The sequence below is a fragment of the Bradyrhizobium sp. genome, from assembly GCF_030693485.1.
In the GTDB taxonomy this organism is placed as follows: domain Bacteria; phylum Pseudomonadota; class Alphaproteobacteria; order Rhizobiales; family Xanthobacteraceae; genus Bradyrhizobium.
The window spans coordinates 16,576-33,478 of the sequence record NZ_JAUYAN010000326.1 but is presented as its reverse complement, the minus strand read 5'-3'; the positions used below and the strand labels follow the sequence as shown (position 1 = coordinate 33,478).

16 protein-coding genes are annotated in these 16,903 nt (G+C 64.7%); 7 read left to right on the top strand and 9 right to left on the bottom strand.

Annotated elements, in window-relative coordinates; translation table 11 throughout:
* Positions 1 to 48: 48 nt before the first annotated feature.
* From Q8N40_RS23810 to Q8N40_RS23785, 6 genes are all read right to left on the bottom strand, one after another.
* Positions 49 to 897, bottom strand: coding sequence for an alpha/beta fold hydrolase (locus Q8N40_RS23810; RefSeq protein WP_305320561.1), 849 nt, complete (start codon positions 895 to 897; stop codon positions 49 to 51).
* Positions 894 to 1,262 carry a hypothetical protein gene (locus tag Q8N40_RS23805; protein WP_305713531.1) on the bottom strand — a complete coding sequence of 123 codons (369 nt, stop codon included), beginning with the start codon at positions 1,260 to 1,262 and terminating at the stop codon, positions 894 to 896. The genes Q8N40_RS23810 and Q8N40_RS23805 overlap by 4 nt, the downstream gene beginning before the upstream one ends.
* Positions 1,263 to 1,712: 450 nt before the next feature.
* On the bottom strand, positions 1,713 to 1,892 hold the full coding sequence (locus Q8N40_RS23800; RefSeq protein WP_305320563.1) for a hypothetical protein: 180 nt from the start codon (positions 1,890 to 1,892) through the stop codon (positions 1,713 to 1,715).
* A gap of 271 nt (positions 1,893 to 2,163) precedes the next feature.
* Positions 2,164 to 2,883 carry an outer membrane protein gene (locus Q8N40_RS23795; protein WP_305320564.1) on the bottom strand — a complete coding sequence of 240 codons (720 nt, stop codon included), beginning with the start codon at positions 2,881 to 2,883 and terminating at the stop codon, positions 2,164 to 2,166.
* 281 nt (positions 2,884 to 3,164) lie between these two features.
* Complete coding sequence (locus Q8N40_RS23790) at positions 3,165 to 3,587, bottom strand: hypothetical protein (protein ID WP_305713593.1); 423 nt, start codon at positions 3,585 to 3,587, stop codon at positions 3,165 to 3,167.
* A 181-nt stretch (positions 3,588 to 3,768) separates the two neighbouring features.
* On the bottom strand, positions 3,769 to 3,999 hold the full coding sequence (locus Q8N40_RS23785; protein ID WP_305713530.1) for a His-rich protein BRANT: 231 nt from the start codon (positions 3,997 to 3,999) through the stop codon (positions 3,769 to 3,771).
* A gap of 297 nt (positions 4,000 to 4,296) precedes the next feature.
* Between Q8N40_RS23785 and Q8N40_RS23780 the strand changes: the two genes are divergently transcribed.
* Positions 4,297 to 4,839 carry a lipopolysaccharide assembly protein LapB gene (locus Q8N40_RS23780; protein ID WP_305713529.1) on the top strand — a complete coding sequence of 181 codons (543 nt, stop codon included), beginning with the start codon at positions 4,297 to 4,299 and terminating at the stop codon, positions 4,837 to 4,839.
* 57 nt (positions 4,840 to 4,896) lie between these two features.
* Here the strand turns inward: Q8N40_RS23780 and Q8N40_RS23775 are convergent, their stop codons facing one another.
* Both Q8N40_RS23775 and Q8N40_RS23770 read right to left on the bottom strand, forming a co-directional pair.
* Positions 4,897 to 6,477, bottom strand: coding sequence for a S10 family peptidase (locus Q8N40_RS23775; RefSeq protein ID WP_305713528.1), 1,581 nt, complete (start codon positions 6,475 to 6,477; stop codon positions 4,897 to 4,899).
* 104 nt (positions 6,478 to 6,581) lie between these two features.
* Complete coding sequence (locus Q8N40_RS23770) at positions 6,582 to 6,713, bottom strand: hypothetical protein (RefSeq protein WP_305713527.1); 132 nt, start codon at positions 6,711 to 6,713, stop codon at positions 6,582 to 6,584.
* Positions 6,714 to 7,070: 357 nt separating this feature from the next.
* Between Q8N40_RS23770 and Q8N40_RS23765 the strand changes: the two genes are divergently transcribed.
* Together Q8N40_RS23765 and Q8N40_RS23760 are read left to right on the top strand one after the other, a co-directional pair.
* Complete coding sequence (locus Q8N40_RS23765) at positions 7,071 to 7,736, top strand: hypothetical protein (RefSeq protein WP_305320568.1); 666 nt, start codon at positions 7,071 to 7,073, stop codon at positions 7,734 to 7,736.
* Positions 7,737 to 7,756: 20 nt separating this feature from the next.
* A complete protein-coding gene (locus Q8N40_RS23760) occupies positions 7,757 to 9,916 on the top strand; it encodes an adenylate/guanylate cyclase domain-containing protein (protein ID WP_305320569.1) in 2,160 nt (719 codons plus the stop codon).
* A gap of 56 nt (positions 9,917 to 9,972) precedes the next feature.
* Here the strand turns inward: Q8N40_RS23760 and Q8N40_RS23755 are convergent, their stop codons facing one another.
* Positions 9,973 to 12,141: a caspase family protein gene (locus Q8N40_RS23755; RefSeq protein ID WP_305713526.1), complete on the bottom strand. Its 2,169-nt coding sequence runs from the start codon at positions 12,139 to 12,141 to the stop codon at positions 9,973 to 9,975.
* Between the two features lie 406 nt (positions 12,142 to 12,547).
* On the opposite strand from Q8N40_RS23755, the gene Q8N40_RS23750 reads away from it, so the two are divergent.
* From Q8N40_RS23750 to Q8N40_RS23735, 4 genes are all read left to right on the top strand, one after another.
* Entirely contained in the window at positions 12,548 to 14,590 is a 2,043-nt protein-coding gene (locus Q8N40_RS23750) for an autotransporter domain-containing protein (RefSeq protein WP_305320571.1), read from the top strand.
* Positions 14,591 to 14,778: 188 nt separating this feature from the next.
* Positions 14,779 to 15,558, top strand: coding sequence for an NAD kinase (locus Q8N40_RS23745; RefSeq protein WP_305320572.1), 780 nt, complete (start codon positions 14,779 to 14,781; stop codon positions 15,556 to 15,558).
* 103 nt (positions 15,559 to 15,661) lie between these two features.
* Complete coding sequence (locus Q8N40_RS23740) at positions 15,662 to 16,207, top strand: response regulator (protein WP_305320573.1); 546 nt, start codon at positions 15,662 to 15,664, stop codon at positions 16,205 to 16,207.
* Between the two features lie 23 nt (positions 16,208 to 16,230).
* On the top strand, positions 16,231 to 16,809 hold the full coding sequence (locus Q8N40_RS23735; protein WP_305713525.1) for an Hpt domain-containing protein: 579 nt from the start codon (positions 16,231 to 16,233) through the stop codon (positions 16,807 to 16,809).
* Positions 16,810 to 16,903 lie beyond the last annotated feature (94 nt).

The window sequence follows — 16,903 nt, the reverse complement described above, 5'->3', positions numbered from 1 at the left end:
TCGCGTGAGGCAGGGGTTTGCGGTGGAATGGGCAATTGCAACGAACGATCAGCGGCTTCCGATCTTCTCCAGCACCGGCAGCAGGTGCTTCAAAAACTCCGCCGGGTTCTCGCTCATCGGGAAATGGCCGAGGCCCTTCATGATGCTGACCTCGCAGCCTGGAATGCTGCCGGCGACGGCAAGCGTTTCCTCCGGCGTGCAGGAATAGTCATATTCGCCCGACAGCAGGAACAGCGGGCATTTTCGCGTGTCGATCTGCGCGACCCGGCCGCGGATATCGCCGTCGAGCTTGTAGAAATAGAGATCGCCCTTGAACACGCCAGGGCCGCCCTGCATGTAATGCCAGAGCGTTTCCCAGCGTTCGCTGTCGGGCGCGTCGGGGCCCACCAGGCCGGAGACGATGGCGGCGGCGACTTCGCCGCCATGGACGTCGGGCCGGTGCAGGAAGTTCAGGTCGTAATAGGGATCGACATGTGCGCCGGCCTGCAAACCGATGATCGCGCGGAAGCGTTCGGGGTGTTCGAGTGCCAGATGCAGCGCGATGCGGCCGCCGATCGAGCATCCGATCGCGATCGGACGATCGAGTTCGAGCGCGGTCATGATCTCGAGAATCATGGTGGTGTATTGCGCCGAGGTCAGCTGGTATTCCTCGTTGTGCCAGCCCGCCGGCGGCGACGACTTGCCGTGCCAGGGCATGTCGAAGGCGATGACGCGGTGGCGGGCCGTGACGCGTTCGTCGTTCATCAGGGCGCGGTATTGCCTTCCGTCGGAGCCCGCGGTGTGCAGGCACAACAGCGGCGTGCCCTCGCCGGCCTCCTCGACATAGATGCGATGCGGCCGTCCGAACAGTTCGAGATGCATGTAGCGGCCGATGACTGGCTCGAAGGTCGCGCTCATGCCGCCGCTCCGCCGCTGCGCAGTTTCGCCAGCGCTTCCTTGAAGTAGCGAAGATTGGCCATGAAGATCTGAACGTTGCCTTCGGCCTTCAGGGCCCGCCGCTTGATCAGCGCCATCAAATCGTTGGAGCCGGGCGGCGGCCGGCTCGACCAGAATTTTTGCCACTCTTCTTCCGCCGCGCGCAGCGCAAAGGACGACGACGGCATCACGAAGGGGCCTCGCATAACGGACACCACCCTGCCCTCGAAGATCTGGATCAGCCAGGCGGTCGGGCCGACTTCCAGGAGGAAGCTGGTGGTGAGAAACCGCCCGCGCCGGACCAGCGCTTCATCCTCATTGACCCGCGCCTTGAGCGTCTCGATCATCCCCAAGCCTCTCCCAATCCCGCGACATCCGGCGCGCTGCCGCGCCCGGCCGATTGCCTCGTTTGATCAGGAAATTGGCCGCGCCGTCAATCGGTTACAGCCAGGCACATACCAGCACCAAATTGGCCGCGGAGGCCGCCAGCAGCGCGACGGTGAGCGTGACATGCACGCGTTCGCAGGAGGTTTGCAGGGTCATCTTCATGGCCCGCAACACATCCGGCGATTCTACCCTGGGAGTCTCGCCCGATATTTTCGCAGGGATTCAGGACTCGTTTACGACTCAGGGACTCCCGCCCGAAATGGCCGATTCACCCCGAACCGGGCCGCGGCTTCCCGGTCGCGGGTGCCCCCAAGGCCACGCCAAAGCCCTGCCTTACCCCCGGTGTGCGAAGGGTCGACTACCCGACCAGGATTCATGGGTTCATCGTCCGCCGCGGGGCGGCGCGCCATTTACAGGCCTGAAAGGGCCTCGACCGATGGCGTAGCCACCGTCAGCGAGGCCTGGTCACCGGTCCATGCCACGCAAACCTTCTTGCGGTGCAGGCCCCTGATGGCGCCGGTCACCTTGAGGACCGTACCCGCCGCGCAGGAAGGGGCCTGCACGTAGGCGACCTCATAGGGAGCAAGCACAAGGGGTTCGGATTTCAGGACGGTTTGGGCGACGCAAGGCGCCGAAACGGTCGATAAAGCAAGTCCTAACAGGAAAGCACGCATGTTCGTTGTCCACCAACCGGCTAAACCATAATAGCCTATCGCGCGGCCAAGTTCTGCCGCCGGCAATATTTATTTTTTGGGCTGACGGCGCCAACGCCATCGCTGCATCGCCGGGAGTTCTAGATGAGATTTCTAAACAAAAAGGCCGGCGCAAGGCCGGCCCTTCTCGTTTCAGTGCGAAACCTGCTCAGTATTTGGCGACGACCGGGCCACCCCAGCCGAAACGATAGTTCAGGCCGACCTTGACGGTGTGGTCGTCGTTGCGAAACCGGGCGCCGACGACGTCGGCCGGGCCGGCGGTGATCGTCGTGTTGCCGAAGTTGTAATACTGGTACTCGGCCTTGGCGGACCAGTTCGGCGCGAACATGTATTCCAGGCCGGCCCCGACGGTGTAGCCGTCCTTGCGGTTGCCGCTGGTGGCGAAGGGCTGCGGTACGCCGCCAATGCTGACGCCGATATTGTTGGTGTCGCGCCAGGCGTAACCGCCCTTGCCGTAGAGCAGGGCCGGACCCCAGGCATAACCGAGCCGGCCGGTGACCGAGCCGAGCTGGTCATTGGCGCTGCCGGTGACCAGCGTGCCGGCCGGGAACAGCACGCCATTGTTGTTGTTGCCGCCGCCGAGCCAGCTGTACTGGGCTTCGGCGCCGAGCACCCAGCTCGGGTGGAACTGGTAGTCGAAGCCGCCCTGAACGCCGCCCATGAAGCGGACGTCGCTGCTCTGCAGGCTGTTGTCGCCCGCAAAGGCGCCGCCGACATGGCCGCCGATGTAGAAGCCGGTCCAGTTGTAGACCACCGCGGGGGCGGTGTAGGCCGGAGCCTTGGAATAGGTGCGCGCCGGGATGTCAGCCGCCGCCGCGGGAGCGGCAAAGGCGATCAAGGTGGCTGCGCCGAGCAAGAACTTCTTCATGACTGTTCCCCGTTATTGTCGCGATCGACAACAATCAAACAACGTGGCCTCAATTAGGTTGCTTCGCGGCAATGCCGGAGCCGCGATGGTTCTTAACTGTGACGGCACGGCAACAAGTCCCTTTGGTTCCAGGGCAATTCCAGTTTATTCGCGCACCGCCCCGCTCCGCAGCTATAGGCTGCGTCTCCCGAAGTCAGGTTCAGGTTCAATGCTCGCTGAAATGTGATCGAAAGTCCCGGGAGCGAAATCCCGGGCAAAGCCGGCAAGCCTGCCGGCTGACGCTACCGCGTCATCTTCCCGAGGTCCGGAAACGGCGCATAAACCACGCCGGCGCAGGGCTCTGCGGCGTTCTCGATGACGCGGTCGAGCCGGCCGTCGACAAACAGCACGGCGCGTTCGCGCGCCTCCTGATAGGCACCACCGGAATCCCGTGCGGCGAAGCGCAGGCAGCTGACATAGCGCAGCCGGCCGCCGACGGTGCGCTGCACCGGCTCCGCCAGGACCGCGTCGCGCACGCCGACGGGATTGTTGAGCCAGGTCTTCAGGAACGCCAGGATTTCGGCGCGGTAGTTGGCGGGGTATGGCTGGTTGGCGACGCCGCGATCGTCCGTATAGGTGATGCTCCTGCTCTCGTCGCCGCCCGCACAGGCCGCGAGCGCGAGCGGCAACAGCAGGATCGCCGCGTGCTTTGCTGATATAACCAGATACAACCCGTCATTCCCCGGCTTTGACGGGCCGTTCTATCCCTTCCCACCGCGAAATGGAATTGCCGCAAAGCGTACCGGCCCGCCCGCCATTGGGGAAGCAATGACGCGCAGGCCGGGGCTGATATCCGCGAAGCGCAGCGGGGGCAATGTGAATGAAGCCGCTCCCCGCGGATCAGTTTCAGCGATGCTTGTGGAAGCGATGGTGATGACGGAAATGCTTGCGGTGATGCCGGTGATGATGGCGGTAATGGTGACGTCCCATCCGGGCGTTGGCGTCGAACACACCCGGCTGCACGTAGACGGTTCCGATCCCTGCGCCATGCGCGGTCCGGCCCGGATCGTGGGCCATCGCGGGCGCCGCCACCAGCACGGAAGCCGCAAGCAGCGCGGCAGAAATGATCTTCAGCATGGTCGTGTCCCTCTTGGGATCGTGAGGTGGCCGGTCGGATGGCCGGGCCCGTCGATCATGCCATTGAACCTAATGGCCGCGCGCTGAACCCAATCTGAAGCGCACCTGCGGACTTCGTTCATCTCGATGACATGTTCGTCATGTTCTACCGTGGCGGACGGATTCCGGCGTGTGCGCGCTTGCTTCAGGGGAAGCCGCTGAAATTATGGCGCGCTCGGCGGGAATGTACCGGCGAGGCAGGTGTTCAAATCAACAGACGCCGGTGTAGGATTGCCTATTGGAAATCGGGAGAGATGCATGAGCAAATTTGCGGCCAGGCTTTTGACGCTGGCAATACTCGCGATGGCGCTGGTCACGGCGCCCGTCGTCACCACAGCTTACGCCGCGCCCGACGAATCGCCGCCTCCGTCGTCGGACAAGGGCAAGAAGAAGAAGTCCAGCGAAGTCAAACCCGGCGTCGAGGACACGACATTCGCCACGGGTTATCGCGCAGCCTATGCCACGATCTTTGATCGCGGCGACTATGCCGCCGCGATCCCGCAGTTGAAGGCGCTCGGCCGCGACGACAGCGCCGCCGTCGCCAATTTGATCGGCTACTCCTATCGCAAGCTCGGCGACTACAAGGTCGCGCAGATCTGGTACGAGCGCGCGCTGAAGACGGATCCGAACCACGTCAAGACCTGGCAGTATTACGGCCTGTGGCAGGTCGAACAGGGCAACCGCGAATCCGCGCAGTATCACCTGAACCGGATCGCGGCCCTGAGCGGCACCGGCAGCGAGGAATATCGCTCGCTGGCCGCGGCACTCGAACAGGCGCCCGGCAGCGGGCCCGCTTACTGACCACGCAACTTCCCTGTCAGCCGGCGCAATCCCAGAGGTTGCGCCGGCTGTTTGGTGTCAGGGCGTTAACTTCGTCAGCGCCTCGACCTCGCTCCGGAACGCCTGACGCGCGCCGTCGCGCGAATAGAACATGTGGCCGCCCGGATAGACCACCAGCCTGACGCGTTCGGGCGAGGCGTAGGCCGGCAATTGGTCGAGCAGGATCTTCGAACCAAAGTACGGCGTCGCCAGATCGAACAGTCCGTGCGCCACCAGCAGTTTCAGCTTTGGATCGAGCGCCAGGACCTGCCGCAGCTGCGACAGCGACTCCGGCGGATTGATGCCGCGGCCGAAATCCCAGGCGCCGTGCACCGCGCCATTGAGCAGTTGGTAGGAGCCGTCCGGCCGCCAGTTGAGCTTGCGCCTGGTAAGATCGACCGCCGCGCTGGTCAGCGGCGCGGCCAAAGGCTCGCCCGAGGGATCGCCGAAACGATGGGAGCTCGAATCCGGATAGGGATCGAAGCCGGACACCGAGGCGTCGTAACGGCCGGTCACCCTGCCGTTACGGCGGTCGAATTCGCGGCGAAACTCGCCGACGCCAAGCCGCCCGGCCAGCCTGCGGCTCACCGCCGGGTCGATCCCGGTCAACGCAGCCACTCTGTCGGCGAGCCGCGTCGTCGCCTCGGCGTCGGCCGATCCCTTGAGCAGGTCGGCCAGGAATTCGCCTCGCGCATAGCTTTCGACGTCGGCAAGGTCGGCCCGGGTAACGCCACCTTCGCCTGCCCTGGACTCCCGCGCCACCGCCGTCATCGAGGGCAGGCTCCAGACATATTGCAGCAGGCTGGAGCCGGTGAATTCGCGGTAGTCGAACAGCGGCGACACCAGGATGAGCCCCCTCACCCCGACGCCCTGGTCGACCTGCAGATTGCGTACGATCTTCGGCCCGCGAATCCCGCCATAACTTTCACCGGCGACGAATTTCGGCGACGGCAGCCGATCGGATTTCTCCAGCCAACGGCGGATCACCAGCGCGATCGTGTCGACGTCGCCATCGACCGAATAGAACCGCTTGCGCACCTCATCGCCGGTCACGACGAAGCGGCTGTAGCCGGTGCCGACCGGATCGATAAAGACCAGATCGGTAAAGTCGAGCCAGGTCTCGGCGTTCGGCAACAGATCAGGCGCGGCGGAGGACGTCACCGCATCGGCATTGATGGCGAGCCGCCACGGTCCGGCCGCGCCGAATTGCAGCCAGGCCGAGGAGGCGCCCGGCCCGCCATTGAACAGAAAGGTGACCGGCCGGGTCCGCGCATCGGCGCCGTTGAGCTGGTAGGCCGTGAAGGCGATCTCGGCCTGAGGCTCGCGCTTGTCGTTGAACAGCGGAATGAAACCGGCGGTGGCGGTGAAGTCGAGCGTCCGCCCGGGAAGCGCGAGCGTATGTTGGGTGGTCGAATCCGGCGGCAGCCGGCCTTGCTCGGCGGCCGGCGGATTCGAAGCGTTGCCGCGCGCACCGGTGGCGCCCGGCTTCGGCTCCGACGGCGTAGCCGCCTGATGCTGAGGCTGCGGCGCATCCTGGGCGCGCGCGCCGGTCACCACCGACAATGTGAGGAACACAAGCGCGAAGCGCAGATAACGCGGCGCGTCGAGGCAAATGGCCATGTCCGTTGCTCTCCTGCCCCCGCGATCAGGATACTGATCGCAACAAAGGCAGGGCGATGACAATCACGATTCCGCTAACGCCATGAAGGCGCCCGGCGACCGAATCAATGCTGCGGCTCGCGCTCATGCCCGAGCTGCGCCTGCAGCGTGGACATCCAGAACCACAAAATCGTGCGCGTGATGACGGCGTCGATCGCCAGCAGCGCGGGTTTGACCACCGTAAAGATCTTGCTCATCGCCATCTCCGATACATCAATTGCCTGTGAATGATGGGAGGTTACGCCGGATTGGCCGGCATCATCGTGATCCAGCTCACACATTCTGCGTTGCGGCGCCCCGCTTACGCCCGGGCCAAGCTCGATTTGAATCCGCCGATGTATTAAGAGTTCGATCCCGCCGCCGCGCGGTTCGCGGTTATGTGACATGGATCACACTTTCCTGAGGGCGATCAAGCTACCCGTGTGAGATACTTCCTTCGTCCCGATGCGGCGAAGCGAAATAACGGGATTGTCGATTCTCGATGTCCGGCTTGCGTAGCGATCGGCTCACTTCACCGTTGAGCCCGGCTTCGCCTCTTGGAATGAGGTTTTGCGATGAAGAAAGCGATTGTTGTGGTTATCGCCGTGATGGGGTTCTCGGGGTCCGCGACCGCCCAGGCGCCGGTAGCAGTCGTGGAAGAGGTTCAGGGCAATGTCTCCGGCGCCGAGTTCATGGACTATATCGTGCCGGGAAAGGTCATCAGGCTCGGACAGGGTGCTTCGATCGTGGTCGGCTACATGAAATCCTGCCGCCGCGAAACCATCAGCGGCGTCGGCACGATCATCGTCGGCGAGGATGAGAGCAAGGTCCACCTCGCCGAGGTCGAAGCCGCCAGGACGAACTGCGACCCCGCGCAGGTCCACGCGACGACGCGGGCAACCAGCGACGTCGCCGCCAGCGTCGTCCGCAGCGTGGGGAAAGGCGCCGCGCCAGCCGGCCCGCCGTTGACGCTTTATGGCACCTCGCCCCTCGTCGAAGCCAAGGGGCGCGGCACGCTGGTGTTCGAACGCCTCGACCAGAAGGGCGAGCGCCAGCAGTTCGATCTCACCGGCAACCAGCTGAAGGGCAGGTTCTACGATCTCGCCGGCACCAGCAAGTCGCTCACGCCCGGCGCCACCTATGCGGCAACATTCGCATCCCGCAAGGTCGTGTTCCGGGTCGATCCCCAGGCCAAACCCGGTCCGACGCCGATCGTCGGCCGCCTGCTGCGGTTGGAATAGGTTTTGCCGGGCATCAGACCTTGAATATCGGGCGCAGGACGCGGGACGTCATTGCCTTCGCTGCCATCGTGTTGGTTTGCGCCGCGGTCTCCGTCGCGCCCGCGTTCAACATCGCCCACGGTCTGTCGATCGACATTCTCACGGCGCTGCGCTGGGAGATGTTCGGCAGCAGGCAGGATCCCGCCGCCTCGCCGGCCGTCGTGGTCGCGGTCGACGAGGAAACCTACCAGGCGCCGCCGTTCAAGGGCTCGCCGCTGCTGACATGGACCGGTGAGATCGGCCGCGTTCTCGGCGCGATCGTCGAAGGCGGCGCCAAGGTCGTCGGCTTCGACATCGTGTTCGAGAAGTCGATCGAGCAGTCCGAGATCCCGTTCGGCGGCGGCCAGTTCGGTGAAAAGGTCCGCGGTTTCGACCGCGATTTTCTTCGCGCGCTCGCGGTGGCTGCCGCTGGCGGCAAGGTGGTGCTGGGGGAAGTGCTGCGCGGCGACCAGCCGATCCGGCCCTCGCCGGGACAGCGCATCGCCGTTCGCCAGCAACAGAACGTGCGGGCGCTCAACGTCTACACCGACAGCGACGATGTCGTCCGCCGGCTGCCGCTGACGTTTACGGTGGACGGCAAGCCGGTGCCCTCGATGGCGCTGGAACTGGCGTCGCGCGCGCTCGATGCCAAGGCGGAATTGCAGGCCGACGGAACGGCTGCACTCGCCGGCTACCGGATTCCGGGCACGGTGCGCAATACGATGACGCTCAATTTCGAGGGCGGCGCGGACGACATCCCGACCTATTCGCTGGCCGACCTGACCGCCTGCGCCGCGAAAAGCGACAAGGATTTCTTTCGGCGTCAGTTCGAAGGCAAGGTCGTCGTCGTCGGTACGGTGCTAGGTTCGGAGGATCGCCAGCGGACGTCGAAGCGTTTTGCCACCGGGATCGAGGGCGCGCGCGCGCCACGTTGCGCGTTGGCGGAGCAGCCGGTCAGCGGCCGCTTTCAGCGCCGGGACATCGCCGGCGTCTATATTCATGCCACCGCCGTCAACAACCTGATCGCCCGCAATGTGGCCGTCGAACTCCGCCGCTTTCCGGTTGCCCTGATCGCCGCACTGGTCGCCGCTTTTGCGGCGATCCTGGCACGAACCCTGAAGCCGGCCGCCGCGGTGCTGGCGTTTCTCGGGGCGATGACGATCTACGTGGTCGGCGCCACGGTGGCCTTCAACCACGCGCTGGTGCTGCCGCTCAGCGAACCGCTCATTGCCGGCTTCGCCGCGCTGGCGGCCATGGTCGGCTATCGCTTCATGATCACCGACAAGGACCGCCGGCTGCTGCAGAAGAGCTTCGCGCTGTACCTCGCCCCCGACGTGATCGACCGCATGCTGGCGTCGAACAAGCCGCCGGTGCTGGGCGGCGAAACCCGCCACGTGACGGTATTTTTTTCCGACCTCGAGGGTTTTTCGCTGATCGCGGAAACGATGTCGCCGGAAGCGCTGATGGCGCTGATGAACGAGTATCTGTCCGAAATGACCGACATCATCGAAGGCCATAGCGGCTATGTCGACAAATATATCGGCGATTCGATCGTCGCGGTATTCGGCGCACCGGCCGACGATCACGACCATGCCGGCAATGCGCTGCGTGCCGCGCTGGACTGCTGCGTCCGCCTCGAAGAACTCAATCGCAGCGCGGCTGCGTTTGGCGGCAACAAGGTGGCGCAACGCATCGGGATCAATTCCGGGGACGCACTGGTCGGCAATTTCGGATCGCGGCGGCGCTTCAACTATTCGGTCATGAGCGATGCAGTAAACCTCGCCTCGCGGCTGGAGGGTGCCAATAAATTCTACGGCACCACCGTGATCGCTTCCGAGACGACGGTCGCCCTGACGGGCGAGACGTTCGCCTGGCGTGAGCTCGACACCATCCGCGTCAAGGGGCGCACCAATCAGCTGAAGATCTACCAGTTGCTGGCGCTGGCGGCGGAGTTGACGCCTGCGCAGGCCGCGGTCACGGCTGTTTACGCCAGCGGCCTCGCGCATTGGCGCGCCGGTGAGTTTGCGCTCGCCGAAAAATGCTTCGGGCAGGCCGCCGAAACGGACCGGCCCTCCCGGATGTTTCTCGAGCGGGCAAGGATCCAGGCGCAGCAAGCGCCTTCAGGTGAATGGGACCCGGTCCGGACCCTGCAGGAAAAGTAAGCGGGCTTTCGCAATCGGCACCGGACGGTACCGCCCGATCAACGCGCCCCCTTGCGTCAAAATCCGACGCCGATCATCGCGCTGCCGCCGCTGCGGCCGCCACTGACAATGCTCGGCCGGGCCACGGCCTGCTGGCGCGCGCGCGGGGCGTCCTGCGCCGGCTTTGACCGCGTTTCGCGATCCGACTGGCGGCCACCCTGCTTCCGGCGCGACTGCACGTCGTCGTCATCCTTGGGGCGCGCCGCGATGGCGGGCGGCGCTTTCGGCTTCTCGTCGGCGACGCAGGTTTCGCCCCTCAAGGTCTCGCCGGCGCGGCACTCGATCGGGCAGACCCGGGTGGTATGTCTGTTCAATTCCGCAACCAGACCCTCGGTGACGCTGGCGTTCTCGGTCGGCTGACCTCCGATCGAGAGGTAGCGGCCGAGCGCAGTCCGGGTCGGGGGATTGAGCGTGCCGTCGACCGAGCCGGTCAGGCAGCCAAGGCGGATCAGCTGGGTTTGCGCCGCACGGAGCAATTCGGGCGAATTGGGCAGCGCCGCGGCGCGCCTGGCCGCCGCGGCGTTGAACCTGTCGAGGCTGGCGACAACCAGCGGTCCAAGCCGGTCACAGCTGACGGTCCTGGAGAAGGATTTGAGGTCGTCGAGGCCCGAGCCCTCGCTGCCCTTGGCAATCAGTTCCTCGAGTTTGGTTTGTTCGCTCTTGCAGGAAGCTTCGCGGGCGGCCGCCATCTCCGCCTTCTTGCGCGCGGCCTCAGCCTCTCGGGCCTGCCTTTCGCTGGCGGCGCGCAAAGCCGCGACTTCCGCGGCTGCCTTCTCTCGCTCGGCCTGTTCGGCTTTCTGCTTGGCCTCGGCAGCCTTGCGCTCGGCTTCCGCAGCCTTGGCCTTCTGTTCGGCTTCTGCGGCTTTGGCGCGGCGTTCCTCCTCCTCGCGTTTTTTCGCCGCTGCCAGTTCCGCCGCGGCAGCCCTCGCTTTCTCGGCCGCCTCCGCCTCGCGCGCGCGGCGTTCGTCGTCTTCGCGCTTCCTGACAGCCGCCAGTTCGGCCTTGCGTTGCTCGGCCTGCCGAAGCGCTTCCTCCGCGGCCTTGCGCGCGGCGTCGCGCGCCGCACGGGCCTGGTCCTCGCGCTCCTGGGCGGCCTTCCTGAGCAGATCCATCCGTTGCTGGGCCATGATCGACAACGGTGAATCCGGATAACGCTTGATGAATCGCTGCAGCACCGCCGGGTCGGTCGAGTCCTTCAGCCTGTCCCACTCCAGCGCTTCCTTCGAGGAGGATTCGCGGGTGGAGGGAGCCGCCTGCGGCGGGAGAGCGGCAACAACGGTGTTGGCGGACGGCGCCTGACTGTCCATCTGCGCGCGCGCGAGATCCGCATAGAAGCCGGTCGGATGGGTGCCCAGAAACACCTCCCAGGCCCGGCGCGATCCGATTTTCTGCACCAGTTCGTAGTCGGCCTTGACGTCGCTGGCCGGCGCGTCCCGCGCACCCGCGGGGGCCGGCACCAGCGAGATATTACCGCCGCCGAGCGAGCCGTAAACGAACGGCTCCTGCCGGTTGGCCGTGGTCTTCAAGACCTCGTCCCTGACGCGGCCGAAGGCGAGCCGGACGTCGAGACCGGGCACGGTCAGGTTTTTCAGCACCGCTGCGGTGAAGGGGCTGTGCTGGCCATCGCCATCGTCAGCGGTCGAGCCCGCCTTCGCGGCGTAGGCGATCAGCGTGTCGGTGCTGGTCGGCTCGACCCTGCCGAGACCCGAGGTTACCGCGCGATTGGCGAGTTTGCGTTCGCGGCGCATGGCGGGGACGAAAGGATTATCCCGGCAGGCGTCCAGGATGACGAGACGCAGCCGCTTGGCGCCGTCCGCCGACGACACCAGCCGCTCCAGCAGTATAGCTTCGTCCTCCGCGTCGCGGTCGCTGGCGAGCTTCGCGTCGATCGGGATGAGGTAATTGGTTCCGGCAAGCTCGAGGCCATGACCGGCATAGTAGACCACGGCGATGTCGGCCTGATCGGCTGTCGTCTCGAATTTCCTGATCGCGCGCTTGAATTCGAGATTGCCGACGTTGATCTGGACCTCGACCGAATCGAAGCCCGCGTCCTTGAACATCCTGGCCACGGCGTTCGCATCCCGCGAGGGATTGGCCAACTGCGGAACGGTCTGGTAGCGCGAATTGCCGACGATCAACGCGACGCGCTTCTCCGCCCAAGCGGCCTCGGAAGCCATCGCAAGCATGGCCCCTCCGATCAGTGCCGCCAATGTGACGAGGCGCTTTATCATTTTCCTGTCGAGACAAGCATGGCGGGCGGCTGGCCCGAAATCCATTGATCCACCAAAGCAATATCTTCTCCCTCCTCCCCGATCAACGGTCTGCCCTTTCCTGATGTGACGAGCGTCACTTCCAGGGCTTCCGGAAACCGGCGGAGCACCCATTGGCCATCAACCCTATTCATATGACGGGTGGTTTGCAGGTAGCGGGGTCTGCGCCTGTGGCCGCAATGTTACATGGCACGAAATTCACAGCCCAACTCCCTCACCGTCGCCTTGTTGCGCTTTCGGACCGCAAATTGCTGTTCTAGATTTTGATCTACGGTCGCGTATTTTGCGTTGATTCCATCTTTTTTCCGGACTGGGGATTCGAATGTCTGCTTCTCGCATTGCAAAATTGCGCATGCGTCCCGGCAACACGATCAGGTTTTTTGCCGGTGTCGCATTTGCCATCATGCTGTCGTCGACGGCCGCGCAGGCGCAGAACTGCAACGTGACCAATATCGCGGGGCCGGCCGGAATCGGCGTCCCGCCCGGAACGACGGGACCCGGAGCCGGCATCCTCGGTCAGTTCGCCAGCTCCTTGTCCGCGCAGATTTCGGCGGCGACCAGCAACGCCAATACGGTTTTCCAGGCGGGACAGGGCAGCGCCTTCGTGTCCGCTCCCGGCAATCCTCCGCCGAATTCCCCGGGTGGCGGAATCTGGGGACGCGCCACCGGTGGCCAGGCCACCGTTTCGAGCACCTCGACCACGCAGACCCTCAACCAGTCGCCGCCCGCCACGCTCGATCAAACCACGACGGTCAACTGCAACAACCAGATCCGTGAAAACTATGCCGGCTTCCAGATCGGCGCCGACACCGCGCGGCTGAACTGGAACGGCTGGAACCTGCACCTCGGCACCACCGCCGGCTATCTGGAGTCGAACTCGACTTCCCTCAACAATGGATTTTCCAGCAACATCCAGATTCCGTTTGTCGGCACCTACGGTGTTGCCACCTACGGCCGGTTCTTCGCGGATGCGCTGCTCAAACAGGACTTCTACAATATTGCCCTGAGCAATGCCGGCGCCGGCTTCTTCTCGCAGCCGATCTCCGGCCGCGGCACGTCGTTTGCGATCAACGCCGGTTACAACTTCGCGATCGCCAACAACTGGTTCATCGAGCCCTCGGCCGGCTTCACCTATGCCAGGACCAGTTTTGATTCATTCTCGTCGGTCGGCCAGCCGGGCGTCGGACAGGGAGCCAACATCTCCGGCACCCTGAAGATCAACGACGTCACCAGCCAGATCGGTCGCGCCAGCGTGCGCGTCGGGACTTCCGTGCAGTCCGGAAACCTGGCGCTCACGCCTTTCTTCACGGCAAGCGTGTTCCGCGAATTCGGAGGCAACATCACCTCGAACTTCGCGACCTGTGCGAACTGCAATTTCTTCGGACCGGGTGTGCCGGTGCCGGGCGGGTTCTCCCCCGCCACCTTTAGCGCGGCGACCACGACGTCGAGGGTCGGAACCTATGGCCAATACTCGCTCGGCATCGCCGGGCAGGTCGTCAACACGGGCTGGCTGGGATTTGCCCGTGTCGACTACCGCAACGGCGAGACCATCGAGAGCTGGTCGGGCACCGCCGGCGTTCGCTATCAATTCAGCCCCGAATTGCTTGCATCGGTCATGCCGACCAAGACGCGGGTCAAGGCCCTGCCGCCGGCCATCGCCTATGTGAACTGGACCGGCTTCTATCTCGGTGCCCATGGCGGCGCGGGCTATGGGCGTGATGACATCGGCTTCGTCGGCTACGGCCAGACGGCTGGTACGCGTTCTGCCGGCGTCCTCGGCGGCGGCCAGATCGGCTACAATTACCAGATGGCCAACAAGTTCGTGCTCGGCGTCGAAGCCGATGCCAGCTGGGCCGATCTCAAGGGCGGCCGGACCTGCGGCACCGATACCGGACTTGACGCGAATGGCGTCCCCGGCGGCTTCAGCCCGTTCTTCCTGACCTGCAACACGCGGCTGAACTGGCTTGCATCGGCAACCGCCAGAGTGGGCTATGCCTGGGACCGCACCCTTTACTACGTGAAGGGTGGTGCCGCATTCGTCAACGAGACCGTGTCGGCGAATTGCATCGTGGGACCGTTCAACGTGCCGGGCAATGCGCGGACGTGTAACAATCAGGCCGGCGCCCTGATCAACAGCATTTCGAGCGAAAACACCCGCGTGGGCTGGACCATCGGCATCGGCGCCGAATTCGCGCTGAACGCCAATTGGTCGGCCAAGGCCGAATACGATTACATGGGCTTTGGAACGCGGACAAGTCTGGCCAGCGATGGCACCACGCAGCTGACCTCGCGCACCGACGTGCAACTCACCAAGATCGGTCTGAACTACCGTTTCAATGCCGGCCCCGTCGTCGCCAAATTCTGATCGCTTTCGAGTTCGCCCGGCGCACTCGTTGAAGGGAAGTCACATCAGGCGGTCGCGCCAAGCGGCCGCCTGCCGGTATTTGTGGCGCCGCCACCCCCTGCTCGTCTCGACAAGTCAGGTCAAGGTCGTATAGACGACCCTGAGCGCACCCGCTCCCACCGGCGCGCCGAAATGAGCCAGACAATCCCATGACCAGCCCCAAGCGATATGACCGGATCGCCTTCGTCGCGAGCCCAGGCGCGGAGGCACAGGCGGCGCTGGCGCAACTGACGGCGCTGTACGGCAATCACGCCCCCGATGACGCCGACATCGTGGTGGCGCTCGGCGGCGACGGCTTGATGCTGCAGACGCTGCACCGGCACATGCGCTCGGACAAACCGATCTACGGCATGCATCGCGGCACCGTCGGTTTTCTCATGAACGAATTCAGCACCGCCGACCTTCACGCTCGCCTCGCCGCGGCGAAGGAAACCGTGATCCATCCGCTGCTGATGCGCGCCACCGACGTGCACGGCGTGGTGCACCTGCATCACGCCATCAACGAGGTGTCGCTGTTTCGCCAGACCCATCAGGCGGCGCGCCTGCGGATCCTGATCGACGAGCACCCGCGCATGGCCGAGCTGATCGCCGACGGCATCATGGTGGCGACGCCGGCCGGATCCACCGCCTACAACCTGTCGGCGCAGGGCCCGATCCTGCCGATCAACGCGGCACTGCTGGCGCTGACCCCGATCAGCGCCTTCCGGCCGCGGCGCTGGCGCGGCGCCCTGCTCCCCAACACCGCCTATGTCGTCATCGAGGTGCTGGAGGGCGACAAGCGCCCGGTCGCCGCGGTGGCCGACCACGACGAGGCGCGCGACGTCCGCCGGGTCGAAGTGCTGTCCGACAGGACCATCTCGATGCGGATGCTGTTCGACCCCGGCCACGGCCTGGAAGAGCGCATTTTGAGCGAGCAGTTCAACTATTGAGCTCGAGGCAGATACCGGCGGGCATCGCAACCATTCGTTAACCGGCGCCGCGATATGGTTAACGCCGGGTATACCGTTGCCGGTCTGCCCTCAGGGCCGCGCCATGTTCCGCATCGACTTCAACAAGCTGCGCTTTCTCGTCTGCGACGACAATCCGCACATGCGCCGCATCCTGCGGACGCTGCTGCATTCATTCGGCGCCCGCGAAGTCTATGAGGCCGAGGACGGCGCGACCGCGCTGGAAATGTACAGCCATTACGTTCCCGACATCGTCATCACCGACTGGTCGATGCCGATTTTCGACGGCCTCGAACTGGCGCAGATGATCCGGCAGCCGGAATCCAAGGGCAACCCCTATGCCCCCATCATCATGCTGACCGGGCACTCCGAGAAACGCCGCGTCACCGTGGCGCGCGACGCCGGCGTCACCGAATTCCTCGCCAAACCGATCTCGGCCAAGGGCCTCTACCAGCGCATCCTGAACGTCGTCGCCAATCCGCGCCCATTTATCAAGACCAAGACCTATTTCGGCCCGGACCGCCGCCGCAATACCGCCAACGCCTATATCGGCCCCGAGCGCCGCGTCGGCGGCGAGGTCGAAGTGATGCAGCAGCCGTCGCTGCTCGACAAGGCGCGGTCCACCGTCTAGCGCGAGAGCCCGAGGAATTCATCATGGCGAAAAGCAAGTCCGCGACGGTGCAGATCTCGACCTTCGCCGACCACCACATCATCACCCAGCCCAATCCCCTGCGAAACGTGCTGCGGCGCGTCGCCGAACGCGACCTCGACGATCCGGTGGCGCGCGCCGAAAAGGCGCTCGCCGGCCTGTCGGGCGAGTTCAAGAGCTGGATGGTAATCGAAGCCGACCGGCTGTCGGACGCCCACGCCGCCATCCTGCGCGACGGCTTTACCGACGTCACGCGCGAAGAGCTGTTTCGCGCCGCCCACGACATCAAGGGCGACGCCGCCACGTTCGGATTTCCCTCCGCCGGCGCCGCCGCCGAAAGCCTGTGCCGTATCATCGAGCACGCGCCCGATCTCGACGAGGTGCCGTCCAACCTGATCGCACATCACATCAACGCCATCCAGGCCATCGTGCGCGAGCGCACCAGGCTCGACACCGCCGCCACCGCCGGCGAATTGAGCAAGCAGCTGCGCGGCATCGCGGACGTATTTCTCACGCATGCCAATCGCGACCGCCCCGAACATCTCGAAGCGGTGCTGGCCCCGAGCATTGTTCCGGCGGAGTGAGGTAAACGCACTTTCTCAACTCGTCGTCCCTGCGAACGCAGGGACCCATACGCCGCGCACTCTCAGTTAACGCGCGGAGTTGAGATATCTTCTG